Source organism: Rhodococcus sp. SBT000017, from assembly GCF_003688915.1.
GTDB lineage: Bacteria > Actinomycetota > Actinomycetes > Mycobacteriales > Mycobacteriaceae > Rhodococcoides.
On record NZ_REFU01000001.1, the window covers coordinates 3,543,850 to 3,561,263 of the forward strand.

10 protein-coding genes and 1 pseudogene are annotated in these 17,414 nt (G+C 61.9%); 6 read left to right on the forward strand and 5 right to left on the reverse strand.

Features of this window, described 5'->3' with window-relative positions; all coding sequences use genetic code 11:
• Both AYK61_RS16585 and AYK61_RS27955 read left to right on the forward strand, forming a co-directional pair.
• On the forward strand, window positions 1-672 hold the full coding sequence (locus AYK61_RS16585; RefSeq protein WP_121871603.1) for an SDR family oxidoreductase: 672 nt from the start codon (window positions 1-3) through the stop codon (window positions 670-672).
• Between the two features lie 63 nt (window positions 673-735).
• A pseudogene (locus tag AYK61_RS27955) lies at window positions 736-927 on the forward strand (integrase); the annotation flags it as partial.
• On the opposite strand, the gene AYK61_RS16595 reads toward AYK61_RS27955, so the two are convergent.
• From AYK61_RS16595 to AYK61_RS16605, 3 genes are all read right to left on the reverse strand, one after another.
• Window positions 928-2,298, reverse strand: a complete 1,371-nt coding sequence (locus AYK61_RS16595) for a triacylglycerol lipase (protein WP_121871604.1) — start codon at window positions 2,296-2,298, stop codon at window positions 928-930.
• Window positions 2,295-7,166, reverse strand: a complete 4,872-nt coding sequence (locus AYK61_RS16600) for a tetratricopeptide repeat protein (RefSeq protein ID WP_147458341.1) — start codon at window positions 7,164-7,166, stop codon at window positions 2,295-2,297. The genes AYK61_RS16595 and AYK61_RS16600 overlap by 4 nt, the downstream gene beginning before the upstream one ends.
• Window positions 7,167-7,374: 208 nt before the next feature.
• The gene (locus AYK61_RS16605) at window positions 7,375-7,749 is read right to left on the reverse strand and encodes a LuxR C-terminal-related transcriptional regulator (RefSeq protein ID WP_121871606.1); all 375 of its coding nucleotides are present in this window, start codon (window positions 7,747-7,749) and stop codon (window positions 7,375-7,377) included.
• A gap of 283 nt (window positions 7,750-8,032) precedes the next feature.
• On the opposite strand from AYK61_RS16605, the gene AYK61_RS16610 reads away from it, so the two are divergent.
• The 4 genes from AYK61_RS16610 to AYK61_RS16625 all read left to right on the forward strand — a co-directional run bounded on the left by AYK61_RS16610 (window position 8,033) and on the right by AYK61_RS16625 (window position 13,183).
• Window positions 8,033-9,220, forward strand: a complete 1,188-nt coding sequence (locus AYK61_RS16610) for a TetR family transcriptional regulator (RefSeq protein WP_121871607.1) — start codon at window positions 8,033-8,035, stop codon at window positions 9,218-9,220.
• A 46-nt stretch (window positions 9,221-9,266) separates the two neighbouring features.
• Window positions 9,267-11,141, forward strand: coding sequence for an ATP-binding protein (locus AYK61_RS16615; protein WP_147458342.1), 1,875 nt, complete (start codon window positions 9,267-9,269; stop codon window positions 11,139-11,141).
• A gap of 126 nt (window positions 11,142-11,267) precedes the next feature.
• A complete protein-coding gene (locus AYK61_RS16620) occupies window positions 11,268-12,692 on the forward strand; it encodes a phenylacetate--CoA ligase family protein (protein ID WP_121871609.1) in 1,425 nt (474 codons plus the stop codon).
• Window positions 12,693-12,757: 65 nt separating this feature from the next.
• The gene (locus AYK61_RS16625; protein ID WP_121871610.1) at window positions 12,758-13,183 is read left to right on the forward strand and encodes a pyridoxamine 5'-phosphate oxidase family protein; all 426 of its coding nucleotides are present in this window, start codon (window positions 12,758-12,760) and stop codon (window positions 13,181-13,183) included.
• A 19-nt stretch (window positions 13,184-13,202) separates the two neighbouring features.
• Here the strand turns inward: AYK61_RS16625 and AYK61_RS16630 are convergent, their stop codons facing one another.
• Together AYK61_RS16630 and leuS are read right to left on the reverse strand one after the other, a co-directional pair.
• Window positions 13,203-14,477: a lipase family protein gene (locus AYK61_RS16630; protein WP_121871611.1), complete on the reverse strand. Its 1,275-nt coding sequence runs from the start codon at window positions 14,475-14,477 to the stop codon at window positions 13,203-13,205.
• A gap of 87 nt (window positions 14,478-14,564) precedes the next feature.
• Complete coding sequence (leuS, locus tag AYK61_RS16635; protein WP_121871612.1) at window positions 14,565-17,387, reverse strand: leucine--tRNA ligase; 2,823 nt, start codon at window positions 17,385-17,387, stop codon at window positions 14,565-14,567.
• Between the last annotated feature and the right edge of the window lie 27 nt (window positions 17,388-17,414).

Genomic DNA, 17,414 nt, shown 5'->3' on the forward strand with positions numbered 1-17,414 from the left:
ATGACTCGTACTGCGTTGGTGACCGGAGCAAGCCGTGGCCTCGGAGCCCACATCGCCAGACTGCTCGCCCCGGATCACCACGTCCTGCTCGGCGGACGATCGGCCGAGTCTCTCGAGCCGATTGCGTCGGAGCTGGCAGGGGCTACCCCGTGGCCGGTGGAACTGACCGATCCCGACGCGGTGGCGGCGGCCGCATCGGGCATCGATTCTCTGGACGTGTTGGTGCACAACGCCGGAGTCGCGGCACTGGGCACCGTCGAGGAGTCGACGGCGGAGGACTGGCGGCGACAGTACGAGGTGAACGTCATCGCCGTCGTCGAGCTGACTCGGCTGCTCCTACCGGCGCTGCGAAAGGCGAACGGTCATGTGGTGCTGATCAATTCGGGTGCCGGCATTCGCGCGAACCCGGGTTGGGGTGGCTACGCGGCGAGCAAGTTCGCGCTACGGGCCTTCGGAGATGCCCTGCGACTCGAGGAGCCGACGCTTCGCGTGACCTCGATCCATCCCGGACGAATCGACACCGAGATGCAGCGCGAGATCGTTGCCCATGAGGGTGGGGAGTACGACGGCTCGAAGTTCTTGCAGCCCAGCACCGTTGCCCGTGCAGTACGCAACGCCATCGATACCCCCGCCGACGCTCACCCGACAGAGTTGGTGCTGCGCACCAGGTGAGCGGAACTTCGTAGTGGGGGTCGAGTTTCCGTTCACGACAAGGGGTTTGGCGTTGGACTGGTCGACCCCGCTGCGCTCGCCAAGCTCGGCGGCCATTCACTACGCGCCGGGTTGGTAACGCAAGGCACCCGCAATGGTGCCGACGGATCCGCCATCGCGCGCCAGACCGGACACGCCAGCCTCGACTCCGTGGAGGTATACCGCTGTGAACACGCCCCCCTGTTAGGCAACGCGGTCAATGAGATCGGGCTGTAGTTACAAGGTCGGCCACACCAGCACGGGCGAGGACACTGCTGATTCTTTGCTGCTGTTAGCCGCCCACACCCGAATGATGTGCCCTCCTGGGGGCAGTCCCGCGAGTTTGACAACTTGCGTTGTTTCGCGAACGACCTTGTTAGATTGGGAGAGGGTTCGTCCTTGCTCGTCGGTCACCGACACGGTCACAGCCTGTGGCCAGACTGGGCAGGAGATGCCGAGGGTGACAGGTTCAGATGCGTTCGCAATTTCTGGAACTGACACCGCGATCTCCGTTGAGACAGCCGTTTTGAATGTGACCGGTTGGGAAGTTGTAATTGCCTCGATCTCGTCGAGTGCTGCGCGGTTCACTTGGAGGCTGCCGTGCTTCTCGGCGACGCGTCTGAGGGTATTGTCATCCAACTGTCGGCCTTTGGGGATGGATGCGGCGGAAACCGTACCGTCGCCGCCATGGTCTGCGCCTTGTAAGAGGTCGTGCACCGCGAACGAATCTCCGTGGACCGAGATCGATGCCGCAGTCGATTGCTTGGTACCGACTATGGCGTGAACCATCGGATCGGTGCCCAGCCCCTGTTCAGCCTTCTCGAGTTCGCGGTAGAAAGCCATGCCGTCATCGATGGCGTTGGAATGCACTCCAGGTAGGTCGTGCCCTTCGATGGTCTCCAGAACCCCTCCGCGGTCCAAACATGCATAGGACGGCAGCAGCTGGTGGGCGGACGGTAGATCAGCCACCGCTGAGTGCAGGTCTACACCAACCCTTCCCAGAGCTGGAAGGGGGCCATTCGCAAGAGTTGCAACAGCTTTCAGTGATCCGCGAAACGGGGTTCCGAGAGTTATTAGCTTACGAGTAACCTCCGCCCCTCCCTCGACTGCGATGTACCACCGGGCCACCAGTCCCCCCATTGAATGGCAGATGAAGATGACTTGGGCATCTCGATTGTCGGGTGATGCCTCACGCCACCGACCCAGCGATGTCTCCACGGCTGCCTTCAAGCGGCGGGCGTTGTAGCGGTTCGACAACCGCCAGTCGTACGGGAAGAGCACTAAGTTGCAAGCCGGACTTTCGGCACCGGCGGCTCTGCGAAAGCCGACGCGCTCCAGTCTGGTGACGAGGGCTCCGTAACCCTGGACTGGGGACCACAGACCAGGCACAAGATGTATGTTGCCCATAAGTTCTATCGCGTCCACGCCATCTTCAGGATGGTCGTCCTTAAGGCCCGCCGGCACACGAAGGTAGTCGATATTGCGGCTGAGATGGACAATCGAGCTTGTCATGGGACCAATTTTGTTGGACCAGAATGGCTTTCCATCCTTTGCCAGCGTGCTCCCCATGATGCCCGGGATGACTACGACTAGGTCCTTGATTGTCATTCCTCACTCTCACGGAAGAGTCGAACTAGCTGCGCGAACTCCGGGTGTGAGGAACCTAGGCGAACCGCTGCGGCGATCAGCGGGTCGATACGGCTGGGCGCAAGGTCGCTGACGAGCTGGGTAAGTTCCCTGGCTTGTTGTAGGTGGCCCTTGCCGACGAGAAATGCACTGAAGAAAAACGACGCGACCGCGGCAACCTCAGCATTGATCGCCTCCTCGGACTGGAGGTTGAGTAGCAGTTGTGTCGCCCGTGCCAAAGTTGGCTCGTCATACCCGGAGACGATCCGCTCGAGAACGGACTGCGCGCCGTCTGGATCGTGTGTGACTTCGACAACGGCAGTATGCAGATCGTGCTCCGACAACCGGACCAGGAAGGACGCGGTTTGCGCAGACTTGTCGTTGGCCTCTGCGCGGACACGAAGCTGCTGTAACACGTTGGGCGAGCGTAGTTGTTCGCCGTCGGTTCCTAGCAGTTCGAGCTGCATGTCTAGATCTGAAGCGACAAAACTCTCGGCGATGTCGGAGGCTATCGGATTCTGGTAGGCAGCGGTGATTCCGTGCTCGGCAGCTGCAGTTCGAATCACTCTAAGCTCCACCACTCGCTCAGGACGGATTCCCAGGTAGGCCTCCTCGACGATTGCCTCGAAGGTGGGTTCCAGAAGGTACGGATGGCGGAGCAGATACTCGCGACCTTCGCTGTGGGTGTCCGACGATCCCCACTGCATCGCTGACCTCAACAGGTCTCGGTTGACGGTCAACCAGAAAGGCGGTGTAGCATCTGTGTCCTGTGTCCAGACGGCGTCGAAAAAGATCGATGCCGAGCTTCGTTTGCGGCGCGCGAGCGCCCTCAAACCGAATTTCAGTTGGGGGTCCAGCTCTCCCAGAGCATCGAGCCCTCTGTTGATCCACGTCGGAACGAATCGATGAAGGTCGGGCAGTCGATTAACCACTGCACCCATCAATAGTGCGCGCTGGACGCCGTCGAGTGGCTCCATCATTCGATCGACGTACGCAGGTATGGGCAGCTGCGGATCATCCTCGATCGCATCGGTCGCGAGAAACGCGAGCACCTCGCCGCATGTGTCGATGTTGGCGGGAGTCAGCTCGGGGATACGTCCGTAACAGTCCAAAGCCTTCAACGCTGACGCGATAGCACCAGCTCGGTGTTGTGGGACAGCGAAACTCAGGCGAGCATGCGTTCCAAGAGCGGAGGCTAGTTCTATCTCGAACGCACGGTCTGTGCCAGCGAGCTGGGTGAATAGTTCTACAGCGCGGCGGCTGATGTCGACGCCTGCCTCGAACTCTTGTCTCGTCCCGTGTACGGCCGCAAGATTGCGTAGGGCGGTGGCGTAGTCGGATTCGGTGACGCGTCCGCTTGATTCAAGAGCGGACACCACGCGTTCTGAGAACTCCAGCTTTAGGTCTACATCGCTGACGCAAACGGTGGCCTGCACGAGTGCGTATATGAGCGCATTGGCGATCAGGACCGCGTCAACTCGTCTACTTTGTGCAAGCTCGTCGCAAAGCTGGACAGCCACTGTGGAAGTTGTCGATGCGTCCTCCCGATTGTGTGCTGCGAGCTGCAGTATCGACAACTGAGCCATGGTTCGCACAACGTCTATCTCATACCGGGAGTTGGCGCTCGCCAGTGTGACGTACAGATCACGGGCTTCCTCAGCACTCGCTACGGCCTCGTCTGCTCTGTTGACATGTGCCAGCCGGTCAGCGTAATTGACCAGCACACGAGCCAGATCGCCGAGGTGGCCGCTGCCATGGTCGGCCATCGCACGATAGATCGCCAGGGCTTCCTCTGTGTGTTCGATAGCTGAGCGATGCTGACTCAGTCGGCTCAAACAGTTGGCATGATTGTCGAGAATCATCGCGAGACTCCCGACAAGCATTGGATTCAACCCGGTAATTCTCCGGGCCAACTGGATAGCCTCGGCACCGCGGTCGGCAGCTGCACTGACCGCCCCAAGATTTAGAAGGATTGCGCAATAGTTGTTGAGCGCACCTAGGAGCTGGGAGCGTTCTGACAAGGCGGGACGTTCGGTTGCTCGGAGGGTGGAAATAGCCTCCGACATCAACTGAAGCGCGCGCTCACCATCACCGAGCTCGTACAACCGGTTCGCAAAGTCGTTCTTCAACCCAGCTAGCTTCGCTGCCGGTACAGACTCCTGCGTTGCTTGATCGACAAGTTGGAATGCCTCCTCAGTTACCGAGAGTCCTATTCTGAGATCACCTGTCGCGGCTAAGTGACTGCCAAGATTGCTGAGCGACTCTGCGAGCGCGAGACGGTCCCGGACTCTGTTCCGCAGTTCGAATACTCGCCTCAAGCTGTCGACGGATTGCTGGCTAGCGCCTACGGCGTTCGAGTCACGGCCAGCAGCGCTGTATGCAAGTGCTAAGACATTCAGTGTGATGCCCAACCTGAAATGGCTTTCGTTGCCGCCGCGATCGACGAACTCTCTCTCCAAGTCGACAACACGCTCCGCCACCCTCACCGCGGCCGTGGACTGGCCCGCGTCCATCAAGGTCGTCGCGTAGTTGTGGACAACGGCTGCGTAGTCGGGGAGGAGCTCGCGGTTTTCAAGAATGAGGTTCTCGTAGGTCCTGACTGCGATGCCAGATGCCTCCAGCGCACGATCGATCTGTCCATCTGCTTGTAGACACAGCGCTAAGTGTGCGTGAGCCTGCCCGAACAGTGGGCGAGGAACCTCGTTGTCTCTTTTGTCGCGCAGCATTGAGACTGTTTGCTGCGCAAGCTCGGTCGCTCGTTTCACGTCTCCTGAATCTCGAGCGTTGATCGACGAACCCAGCGTGAGATACTCGAGGAGCCCATCTTGTTCTCGGATCACTCGCGGATAGTCGCGCACCATATCCAGACCCGGCCCACCAGCACGCATGATGTACTGCCCGAGATACCGAGCTAGATGTGTCGGGTTATTTGCGCCCCGCAACGCTTCGGATGTAGAGGCTTCGCCGATCAAGACGCGTGCAACCTGGAGTTCAACTTCCCCGGGTTCGTGATCGATGAGTGCCTTGAACCGGAAATGGTCGGCGATGAAGGGGTGCGCACAGCGATAGACGGCGGTTCCGTGTTCTGAGTCTTCAACGACGTACTTGCCAAATGCAGAGAGAAGCCAGTCAATATCGTCGCGAACGAACTTGCGAGTCTGGCTTGTGCCGTTGGCAACAGCGATCCACTCTGTTTCGGGGAATCCTGCCCCCAACCCCCACTGCAGCGCTGCGAACAGATGGTTTGCATCCTCGACCGGACGCTCTGAAAGCTGATGCGGATCCGAGACCGATTGCTCGACGACGATGCTGTCAAGGCTGTCGTCGACAGATGTCGCCAGTAGCACCTCCCAGCCACGCTGAGAGGTGTCGATCGGGGCCTCCGCTAAGTGGTCACAGACGAGTTCAGCTAGTAGGTAGGGCGGCGGATTCTGTTCGCCGCCGATCCTTCGAAGCTCGTCGGCCACATCCGAGGCATTCATAGTTTCGGCCACATCGGACAATCGGTCGACCACGGACTGAGTCAGAGAAGCCCAACCCGACGCTCGATGGTGTGTTTCGTCGAGGTCGAGGACCCTGTCCTGGGACGTGAGAACGTCCGTGATGTCCAGCGGAACTGATGTCGGCGTGGCATCGGGATCAGAGATCCCCCCGCGATCGCCAGTCAGTTGGCCCGCCTTCGTCGAGACTGTCGATCGGCGCGCGGTCACCAGGATCGTCGCAAAGTCGCTCAGTGGGGATAGGAGTCGATCGATTACGCCAGTGAGCTGGGAGGGTGTCTCATCCAAGCCTTCCACGCCGATGATTGGGATGTGAGGTCCGTTCAACGGTGGTGCCGACAGGGCCATTCGTTCCAATGCGCCGATCAACTCGAAGGCGTTCCGCGGATTGCTCAGAGGCTCCAGTACACCTGACGCTATGAGTTGTTCGTCGATCCGTTCAGCAATTGCGTTGTGATTCAATCCGATCGCACTCACATAGGCATAGGGAGTCTGAGCGATTTGCAAAGATCCATCTTCTGCATCATCCGGTTGACCGTGCTGGACCAAGGAGTAGGCAAGAAGAGCTGATTTGCCACAGCCCGGACTTCCAGTGATCACGAAGATCCCTGTTTCGCGTTGGTTGACCCAGGATTGGACAATGCCCACTTCGGCTGTCCTGCCTGTGAAATGCCGCACCGCAGCGCCGTCGATGATCTCCTGCATGATCATCGCGGACGCCGCAGGTGACCATAGTGGGTTCTTGAACGTTGGCAGCGCACTACCCGCCGTGGCGAAGTGGGGGATAGGCCCGTGGGACGAGTCGTCCCATTGTTTGATCAGCGCGTCGCAGAGATCGTCGCCACGGATGAATTCACTGTGTACGTTCCAGCGACGTCGAAGGATGTCTGCGTGCTTTCCTACTGGGTCTGGCCCGCTTGTCAACAGATCGGCTAGCGCAGGCCCAAGGGTCTGTTCGCGGGCGGTTTCATTCGCTGCACACGAGGTCAGAACCCCTACCCAATTCGATTCGCTTGCCGTTCCGTGGCTGGTGAACAGGTCATCGACCTTGATAGAGATGCCCAGAGCAGAGCCCGAGTGGCACGTATCGAGGACGCAAAGGATTTGATGTGCGCCTGTCAGTACGCAATGCGACGCTACTGACACGGGGTCAAAGCCGGAAGCGATGTCGTTGCTGCTGTCACCGACCAGTAGTCGCACGCGTGAGCCGTCTGGGATGCCATGCCCGGACCACATCACAAAGACGGTGCCGCCGTCGGCGGAGTACTTTCCCTTGGAGGCTGCTAGCGCGCTGCGAACATCGACTTCTCGTGCGTCGGCAAGGACTTGTGTTTCGAAGTGGTCGCCCACGAGATCGGCGACCCTGGTTACCTCCGCAACTGATCGCGTTAGATCCGCGAGCTCATGGTCGTCGTAGCGGTCCGTTCCGATTCCAATGAACAGTGCTGGACCAGTCGCCACATTCCGCCCTCTCGTCCGACCTAAATTAGCGTAAGCGCATCGTCTGCCTCTGAATCGGCCTCGAAGTTGCGTGCAACCACCCCGCTGAACTCGTCGCTCAGAGGTCGTCGAGTTTCACTATCCCGTCTTGCAGAGCCCTGGCGACGAGTGCCGCCTTGGTCGGCGCAGCCCGACCGACTCGGGAGTACTTGTCTCGAATTCGAGTCAGGTGGGTATTGACGGTACCCAGCGCAATGTGGAGGCGAGCACCGACTTCGACTTTGGAGTCGCAGTTCAACCAGACCTTCAGGACTACAACTTCACGCTCGGTCAGTCCAGGTGACGAGTACGTCGGCGCTGGTCGTGGGCTCTGAACCTGCACCGTCGCGAGAGTGGAGCGGGCGACGGGCGGCCTCGGGCCGAGGGGGTTACGCACAGTCCTGGGCATTGCGGCGCGCGTCTGGACTCGGGTTCGATGATCGATCGACACCATCTAGGCCTCCTAGAGATACCGGCCTTGGGGCCGACAGAATCTGACCACGACTCTTGAATCCCTTGCAACACAATCTAGTTCGAGAAGACCGTCTATTTCAGTGCTCTATCTACACCCACATTTAGTTTCGACTACAATGTGCGGGCTCGATCACCGAATTGCTATAGTTCCTGATCCATTCAGGTGCTGTGCAGTCCAGTGAAGGCGGTTGACGTTGAACCCTAGGCCTGTCCCGCGCGAACAATTTCTCCATGCCGGATACCGGCTCCTCAACGAATTGGACATGACCGATCTCGCACGGTCGCTATCCATCTCGGCGGTCGTCGACGGTGCTGGGCTGTCGCATCAGACGTTCCACAACACCTACCCTGGCAACTCCCGCAGCGGAGGTTCCGGCGGCAAAGAGGCGTTTGTCGCGGATCTGCTCGACAACCTCACCGTGAATTACGGCGGCACTGCACCCACCGACCCGCCTGCCGGGCTGCTCGATGCGGCCGCACCGGTGTCCGCCCTGTTCGACGACCTGACTTCCGGCCTGATGCGGCGACGCCTGATCGCCACCTTGCTCGCTACCGACCACGACGGGGCCCGCAAAGCCGTCACCCCCGAATTCGAACGACTGGATGCCGACCTGCGCACCAAGGTGGGCCAGGCAATCCAAGCTCAGGGCGGGTCCGTCCGCCAACCTATGTCACTGACCTCCCTCTCCACTGTTCTCGGAGCTCTGCTGGACGGACTCGCACTACGAGAGATGCTGACTCCCGGTTCCTTCTCCGGGGACGACATCGCCGCAACGACCACCTCGATCCTGCGGTGGGCGATCGATCCACTGCATTCCGATCGACAGGTGCCCGACCCTGAACCGGCATATCCTCCCGACGACGCCGACGCGCTACGGCCGGACCTCGAGGCCGACGTGATCACCGCAACCGAAGCTCTGTTCGTCGACAACGGCTACTTTCTCGTCACACTCGCCGATATCGCGGCGGCCGCACGTCTGCGAGCCGACGACCTTCGACGGCTGTTCCCCAGCAAAGTCGACATCATCGTCGCCGCGCTGAAACCGAAGTTCGATCGAGTCCTGCGATTGCGTCGAGCCGATGAGCGTCTCGGCATCGAACCCGCTATTGCATTGCGCCGCACACTGATCGAGGTGGGCGAATTCGTGATCGACAACCGAGCCATGAGTTCCGGGATGCTGCTCGCCTTGAGCTTCGAGCAGTTTCAGCAACCCAACACCGTCACCACAGTTCTGGAAAACCTCTACCTCCCATCTGCGGTTATTCCGATCCTCGAACGGGGGCGCGAAGCGGGCGTGTTCAGCGATGAAGCACCGACGATCGAGGCGGCGATCATGCTGACCAACAACGTCCTGTTTCGATGCTTGACGCGGCCGACCGAAACGGCAATCGACGTTGCCGACGGCGTTCTCCGACTGCTCATGCCCGGCATCGCAACAAGGACCCCATAAGGGTGCCGCACCACCGCGCCCATGCCTGCGGCGTGGCGAGGTGAGTGTGACCGAAATCGATCCCATGCACTGGGATCGACTGGCACGACTGTCGCAGCACCTGCTCGACGACATCGAAGTCGGATCCGGAGACCACGGCACCTGGTATGTCAGTCGCGATATCGAGGCCGCGTTGCTTCGACGCACAGTCCTGGGATCCGAACCACAGATTGTTGTCGGTGAAGCCGGGCACGGAAAATCGACACTGCTGTGGTCGCTGCACCGAGCGTTGCAGAAGCAGGGGCTCCATCCGCTGCTGGTCTCTGCCACCTGGCTCCATCCTGGCGACGACGGCATTCGTACAGCCTCGACCGCCGAGATCGTCGCCGCCATCACCGGTCGACCGGGCGCGATACTGTTGCTCGACACCGCGGACCTGATGCTGCACAGCCGCTCTGCCCGCCACGACATCATCGACCTGGTCACAGTGCTCGCTCGGACGGCAGTCCCCGTAGTTCTGACGACCAGGCCGCTCGAAGGGCAAAGCCTTCCCGCGAACCTGGGGCACAAAATCACCCTCGGGCCGTTCTCCTCGAACTCCGAACTGCCGACCGCAATCGAGGCCTTGACCGTCGAATTCATCGCCGACGACTCGGTGATGCCTACGAATCCGGTGTCGGCGATCCAATCAGCCCTGGCCCGGGGCGCACTCGTAGACGACGTGTGCACCAGCCCCTTGCTGCTCAGGCTGCTCTTCTCGTTGTCGGCACCACATTTCCCTCAACTGGAACTCGACGTCACCGGCCTCTACAACCTGTTCTGGTCTCGCCGTATCGTCAGCGATCACCGCTCCGGACCCGAGGTACCGGCCGAGGACTCCGATGACCTCTCTGCCAGTGCCGGATTTCTTGCGATCGCCATGCTGGCGTTGGGAACACCCGAACCGCCCGTCGACGTCGTCGTTCGTCGCGCGGCGCAGGTCGCCGCATCGGTGGACCATGCGTACGACGACGTGGTCCTGCGCAGACATGTACGGGCACTGACCCGGCGCGGCGTACTGGTCACAACCGACAATCGTGCCCGATTTCTCCATCAGACGTTCTTCGAGTTCGCCGCCGCCAAGGGGCTCGCCAACAGGGGGGCCGAAGACGAACTCCCGAGATTGACAGCTCGTGTCGCACAGACGCCCGACGATCTGTTCGTCGGTGCCGTGGTCGAACAAACCTTGATCATCCTGGGATCAGATCTGCTGGCCAGACCCGCCGTCCGCGCAAGCTGTCAGACCCTCATCCGCACCGGGCTTCCGTATCCCATCTCGATTGCCATGACCGTGTGGGCGCATCACCCGGCACTACTCGAGCTCACCCCTGACATGTTCGCTGCGGTCGCCGATGACCAGCTGCGTCGATACCTGACGACGCTGCCCTTGCTGGACTCACGTCAATTCGCCGAGCGTGCACGAGATTTCGGCAACCGTCTCGACATCATTCCCAGGGGAACAGGAACGGGAACATTTCACGAAATTCTGTCGCCTCACGACGGCTCGGTTCATCCGCCGGATTCGCGGGTGCCCGAAGAACTCACCGCGTACCAAGAGCGCCTCGTTCGCGCTCTGCAACGCCTGGAGGCACGGCGGGGTGATCTCGAACGCGCCACAGATGAGGCCTACCGTTCGATTCGACGCGCCGCCGGTAGCAAAGACGACGATCAGCTCGGCCGCACCTTGTTCAGCATTTCCCGATCTGCGTTCTATCGGCTGAAAGCCGGTTCCAGTTGGAGCGCACCTGGAAAGAAGCTCTGCGCCGACATCGATGCGCACGGAGACACCATCGGCGAGCGCTTCGACCTTTCACGGTTGCACGACTCCTATGTGGCCGCGGCTCAGGAGGCGGACGATGCCCGCCATGCCAGGGATGGGCGCGGCGGATCCGCAGGTCAATGATGTTCGTCGCCAGTTCCGAGTTTCTCGAGAAGTCGAACAAGCACGCCGCGCGATCGGATCACACAGTCCCCACGTGATTCCCGTTCACCGCCCGGCCGGCGGTGGACTTGATCGAAAGGTCACGCCTTGAACTCAGCAGATCTGCACGAGCCCGCACATGCCGCGCTCCGACTTGTCCAATCCATCGCTCTCTCGGTACCTGCGTATCGCCGTCTGCTCCACGAGAACGGGATCGAGGTCGACTCGATCGCAACGATGACCGACCTGACGCAGCTACCGACCACATCGAAGGACAACTACCGCCGACCGAACACCCTCGTCGATCTGCAATCCGGGCAGCCCGAAGATGTCGAAACCATCGCCAGTAGTGCCGGATCGTCGGGCACCCCGACCTTTTGGTCACGCGGGCAACGCAGCACCGAACACGGAGCAGCCATGTTCGGAGACGTGCTGAGGGAATGTGCCGACACGGAACACCGAGCGACCCTGGCACTCGTGACGTTTCCCCTCGGACCGTACATCGGGGGTGCATTCATGTACGCAATGCTGCTCGAGCTCCGCAAACGTGGCCACCGACTGTCGATAGCGACTCCGGGCATGGACCCTGACGTCATCGCGAACGTGGTGTCCGAGGCCGCAGACGGGTACCAGCAGATAGTGATCTTCGCGTACCCGCCGATCGCGCGGGATCTCCTCGACACCCACGGCGACCTGCTTCGTCGACACGACGTCGTCATAATCGTCGGCGGCGAACCCGTCAGTGAAGCGTGGCGCTCCCTCGTCCACGACATGCTGGGCGACAAAGACGGAGACCGTGTACGAGTGGTGTACGGGGCAACCGACGTCGGATTCGTCGGATACGAAACGGCCGCCACGATCGCCATACGGGCGGCGGCAGCACATGACTCGGCCATGAATCGCGCGATATTCGGCACCGAGTACGCCGAAGGAGATGTCGTGCAGCAACCCGCCTTCGTGCAATACCAGCCCGAATTCACCTACATCGAAGTCGACTCCGAGGGCTACCTGCTCTTCACCGTCGGCGGCGTACTACCGCTCGTGCGCTACCGGGTGAACGACAGGGGTGAAACCCTCGTCGGCAGCGCCGTCCGCGAGCGACTGGCCGACGCCGGCCATCCCGCTCTGGCGGAAGGTATCGACCCGAATGCCCACTACCTCTTGGTTTTCGGACGTACGGACGTCGCTGCGATCTACAGTGCCGTCAACATCTACCCCGACTACTTGCGACCGGCAGTCGAACACATCTCCCTGGCGACGCGGTTGACCGGACGGTTCATCGCCCGCTGCGAGACAGACAGCGAACAGCGTCAAACACTGACCCTCGACGTCGAGCTTCGCCCCCAACAACAGCCCGACCCGGAGACAGTCGAACAGGTTCGACAGCTTTCCATCGCCAGCCTCCGACAATTGAGCGCCGAGTACCGCATCGTTCACGATCAGAAAGGCCGAGAGGCAGAACCCGTAGTACACCTGAGGCCGTTCCGATCGGACGGTTTCGTCACCGGCGGAAAGCAGAAGTCGGTCGAGTAAGCGCTTCCGCGCCGTCGTGCGTCGCAGGTCTGGAACTTCGACAGCGGAAGCCCTACGGTTGTTTCATGGCACTGTCGAAGGCAGAACGCGAAGAATTTCTGGCCGAGTCTCACGTCGCCGCGCTGTCCGTCTCCGCGGGTCCTGATCGTGGTCCGTTGACCGTCCCCATCTGGTACGACTACACCCCCGGCTCCCAGGCGTGGGTCCTCACCGGCGAGACGTCCAAGAAGGCCGAACTCATCAGGGCTGCACAGCGTTTCACGCTCATGATCGAACAGTCGAATCCGACCATCAGATACGTATCCGTCGAGGGTCCGGTCACTCGCGAGGAACCGTGCACCCCAGACCTTCTGCGCGTCATGGCTGCCCGCTATCTGCCACCGGAGAAGGTCGACGGCTATCTCGAGATGGCCGAGAGCGAGCACGAGGAAAGCGTGGTGTTCTACCTGCAGCCGGAGCATTGGCTGTCGGCCGATCTGGGCGCGATCTGAAAGACCACGCGGGTTCGTACTACGGAGTCGGTGCCAGGCTGTTTCCGGGTGGGATGGTTCCGCAGTTGCTGCGCGTCGGCCCACCGGCAAATCGCTCTGTCAGAAACTGCAGACTCTGCGCCTCGAACACCGGAAATGCTTCGCTGTGCGTCAAGCCGTCGTACTGTGCGTACTGCACATCGACGCCCCGGCCGCAGTATGCGTACGCCAGCCCCTGCACGTCGCCGGTGATCATGACGGTGTCGCCGATCGGATCGGCGTGCCCGACAGCCAGGAACATCGGCGTCCGCGGCGTGCCCTGGCTACCCATGATGTTGTCGTCGATCGCCGCCACCACCTCGGGTACGTCCAGCAGCGAGTTGTACGGGGCCCTGACCATCGAGGCGTCGGTGAGTGTCGGGTAGTCGTCGGCGAACTGAGCGATGCACTCCTGATCGACCTGATCGATCACCTCGAGGCCGTAGTCGGAGATGAAACTGTTCAGGTCGAGGCCGTATGCACGTTCGTAGGCGACGATCAGTGCCGGGATGACACCCGCCCACTGCTTGTTGCCGCTGACGTACGGCAGGTTGTGAGCCAGGTCGACCGGTAGCCCGCCGGCCGCCACACCCACGAGATTCAGCTCGGGTGCGTACTCGGGGGCAATTTCGGCACCCCACTGCGTCGGCACGGATCCGCCGGAGTACCCGACCATGCCGACGGGCGTGCTCGACGGAAGCTGCAGGAAGGACTGAGCCGCACGAATGCCGTCCAGCGCTGCGTAGCCCGACTGCCGCCCGATCGTCCACTCGAGCTCCTCACCCTCGTAATCCGGCACGACGACGGTGTAGCCGGCTGCGAGGTAGCCGGCGATGACCGCCTGTTCCGCACCGGCAATGGGACTCGTGGACCCGCCGCTGAGGGTGTACGAGGGATTGCACTGAGAGCCGAGGGCGTCGTAGGCCATGTGGTACGAGACGATCCGCGTCGGCCCGGGGACCAAGGGCCGCAGCACGGTGGCGACCGTGACGACGCCGTCGCCCTGCTGGTCGGTAGTGCTGTACAGCACCTGGCTACCCGTGATCGGCGTCGGCTGGGCCGGCGTTCGGAACGTCATGGGCCTCGACCGCAGCACCGTCCCTGGGGAGACGTCCAGGCCGCCGTCCCAATCGTAGAACGGATCGTCGGCAGGTATCGGTGAGCCGGGTCCCGGATCCGCCTGTGCAACAGGCACACTCACGAAAATCGCGGACCCGAGAAGTAGAACGACGGAGGCCACCAGCCTCACCGCAAACCCTCTACCAGCCTGTGACATGGAACAATTAAACCCCCGCGAACTCGAAGTTGTGGACGGAAATCGCCGGATTTTCATCCATAACTTCGAGTTCGGCGGAGGCGAGAGCTACTTCAGAACGATGTTCACCATTCGACCCGGGATCACGATGATCTTGGTCGGGGCCTTGCCGTCGAGCAGGGCCACGATTTTCTCCTCGGCCAATGCAGTTTTCTCGACGTCGTCCTTCGTCGCGTCGGCAGGCACGGTGATGCGGCTGCGGACCTTGCCGTTGACCTGGATGGGGTAGTCGACGGTATCGGCGACGAGCCACTTCTTCTCCACGCGCGGGAAAGGCCCGTGCGCCAACGACTTCTCGTGACCCAGCTTGCTCCACAGTTCCTCGGACAGGTGCGGCGCCAGCGGAGCGAGCATCAGGATCAGCGGCTCGACCACCCCACGCGGCGCACCGTCCGGGTACGCCTTGGTGATGTGATTGGTCAGCTCGATCAGCTTGGCACCGGCCGTATTGTCGCGCAGCGCAGCGTAATCCGCGTGCACGCCGTCGATCACGCGGTTGAGCACCCGCAGCGTGTCCTCGGTCGGCTTGTCGTCGGTGACGCGAACCTCGCCGGTCACCTCGTCGAGCGCCAGTCGCCACACACGCTGCAGGAACCGCTGCGCGCCGACGACGTCCTTCGTCGCCCACGGCCGCGAGGTGTCCAGCGGGCCCATCGACATTTCGTAAACGCGCAGGGTGTCGGCACCGTATTCGGCGAAGATCTCGTCGGGGGAGACCGAGTTCTTCAGGGACTTACCCATTTTCCCGTACTCACGGTTGACGGGCTGATCCTGATAGAAGTAGCCGCCGTCGCGCTCGACGACCTCGGCCGCGGGTACATAGACCCCGCGCGCGTCGGTGTACGCATACGCCTGGATGTAGCCCTGGTTGTACAGCCGACGGTACGGCTCGCTCGAACTGACATGACCCAGATCGAAGAGCACCTTGTGCCAGAAGCGCGAGTACAGCAGGTGCAACACCGCATGCTCGACGCCACCCACGTAGAGATCGACACCGCCTGGATCGTGGGGCCCGTGGATCTCCGGACGCGGCCCGACCCAGTACTTCTCGTTCTCCGGGTCCGCAAAGGCCTCGGAGTTGGTGGGGTCGATGTAGCGCAGCTGGTACCAGGAACTACCGGCCCACTGCGGCATGACGTTGGTGTCGCGGGTGTAGGTCTGCAACCCGTCGCCCAGATCGAGCTCCACGTTCACCCATTCGGCGGCCTTCGCCAGTGGCGGGGACGGCTCGGAGCCCGCGTCGTCCGGGTCGAACGAGACCGGTGCGTAGTTCTCGACCTCCGGAAGTTCCACCGGCAGAGCAGAATCCGGCAGGCCGTGCGGGTTGCCCTCGGAGTCCCAGACGATCGGGAACGGCTCGCCCCAGTAGCGCTGGCGAGCGAACAGCCAGTCGCGCAGCTTGTACTGAATGGTGCCGCGGCCGGTGCCGTCGGCTTCCAGTCGCGCGATGACGGCGGCCTTGGCCTCGTCCACCGGCAGACCGTCCAGGAAGTCGGAGTTCACCAGCTCACCGTCGCCGACGTATGCCGCCTCGGTGACGTCTCCGCCCGAGATGACCTCGCGCACAGGCAGACCGAACGCGGTGGCGAACTCCCAGTCGCGCGCGTCGTGTCCTGGTACGGCCATGATCGCGCCGGTGCCGTAGCCGGTCAGCACGTAGTCGGCGATGAACACCGGCACCTGCTCACCGTTGACCGGGTTCTTCACGTAGGCACCGATGAAGACGCCGGTCTTCTCCTTGTTCTCCTGCCGCTCGAGATCGGACTTGGCGGCGATCGAAGCGCGATATGCAGCAACGGCTTTCGCGGGGGTGGCGGCCCCGCCGGTCCACTTGTCGGAAACGTCCGAAGGCCACTCGGGAGCAACCAACCCGTCGACCAGTTGGTGCTCCGGGGCGAGCACCACGTAGGTGGCACCGAACAGCGTGTCCGGGCGGGTGGTGAACACCTCGATGTTCGAGAACGAGACCTGCGCACCGCGCGAGCGCCCGATCCAGTTGCGCTGCATGGTCTTGACCTTCTCGGGCCAATCCAGGTACTCGAGGTCGTCGACCAGGCGGTCGGAGTACGCGGTGATGCGCATCATCCACTGCCGCAGGTTCTTTCGGAACACCGGGAAGTTGCCGCGATCGCTGCGTCCGTCGGCGGTGACCTCCTCGTTGGCCAACACCGTGCCCAGGCCGGGGCACCAGTTGACCATCGAGTTGGACTCGTACACCAGACGGAAGCCGTCGATCACCTCGCGGCGTTCACCGACGGTCAGCGTCTCCCAGGAGCGACCGTCGTCCAACTGACGCGCACCGGAAGCAAATGCCGCCTCCAGTTCCGCGATGGGCCGCGCTTTGCCGAGGTCCGCGTCGAACCACGAGTTGAAGATCTGCAGGAAGATCCACTGCGTCCAGTGATAGAAGTCGACGTCCGTCGTCGCCAGGGACCGTCGGCGATCGTGCCCCAGACCCAGCCGACGCAGTTGGCGTCGCATGTTGGTGATGTTGTCCTCGGTGGTGCTGCGCGGGTGCGTGCCCGTCTGCACGGCGTACTGCTCGGCCGGCAGACCGAACGCGTCGTAGCCCAGCGCATGCAGCACGTTACGACCCTGCATGCGGTGATACCGCGCGAAGACGTCGGTGGCGATGTAGCCGAGGGGATGACCGACATGCAGCCCACTGCCCGACGGATACGGGAACATGTCCTGGACGAACAGCTTGTCCTTCGGGACGTCTCCGGCGAGGGTTCCGACCGGGTTGGGAGCGTCGAAAGTGCCCTGCGTCTCCCACAGGTCCTGCCACTGCTCCTCGATGTGCCCGGCGAGTTCGGCTGTGTAGCGGTACTCGGGGGCGGACTCGGTGGATGCTTCAACGGAATCGGTCACACCTACCAGCCTAAAGTGTGACGCGGC

What these genes read in the sequence shown, in the direction of transcription:
- AYK61_RS16585 (WP_121871603.1), top strand. Translation starts at nt 1, where the DNA reads ATGACTCGTACTGCGTTGGTGACCGGAGCAAGCCGTGGCCTCGGAGCC.
- AYK61_RS16595 (WP_121871604.1), bottom strand. Translation starts at nt 2,298, where the DNA reads ATGACAATCAAGGACCTAGTCGTAGTCATCCCGGGCATCATGGGGAGC.
- AYK61_RS16605 (WP_121871606.1), bottom strand. Translation starts at nt 7,749, where the DNA reads ATGGTGTCGATCGATCATCGAACCCGAGTCCAGACGCGCGCCGCAATG.
- AYK61_RS16610 (WP_121871607.1), top strand. Translation starts at nt 8,033, where the DNA reads ATGACCGATCTCGCACGGTCGCTATCCATCTCGGCGGTCGTCGACGGT.
- AYK61_RS16625 (WP_121871610.1), top strand. Translation starts at nt 12,758, where the DNA reads ATGGCACTGTCGAAGGCAGAACGCGAAGAATTTCTGGCCGAGTCTCAC.
- AYK61_RS16630 (WP_121871611.1), bottom strand. Translation starts at nt 14,477, where the DNA reads ATGTCACAGGCTGGTAGAGGGTTTGCGGTGAGGCTGGTGGCCTCCGTC.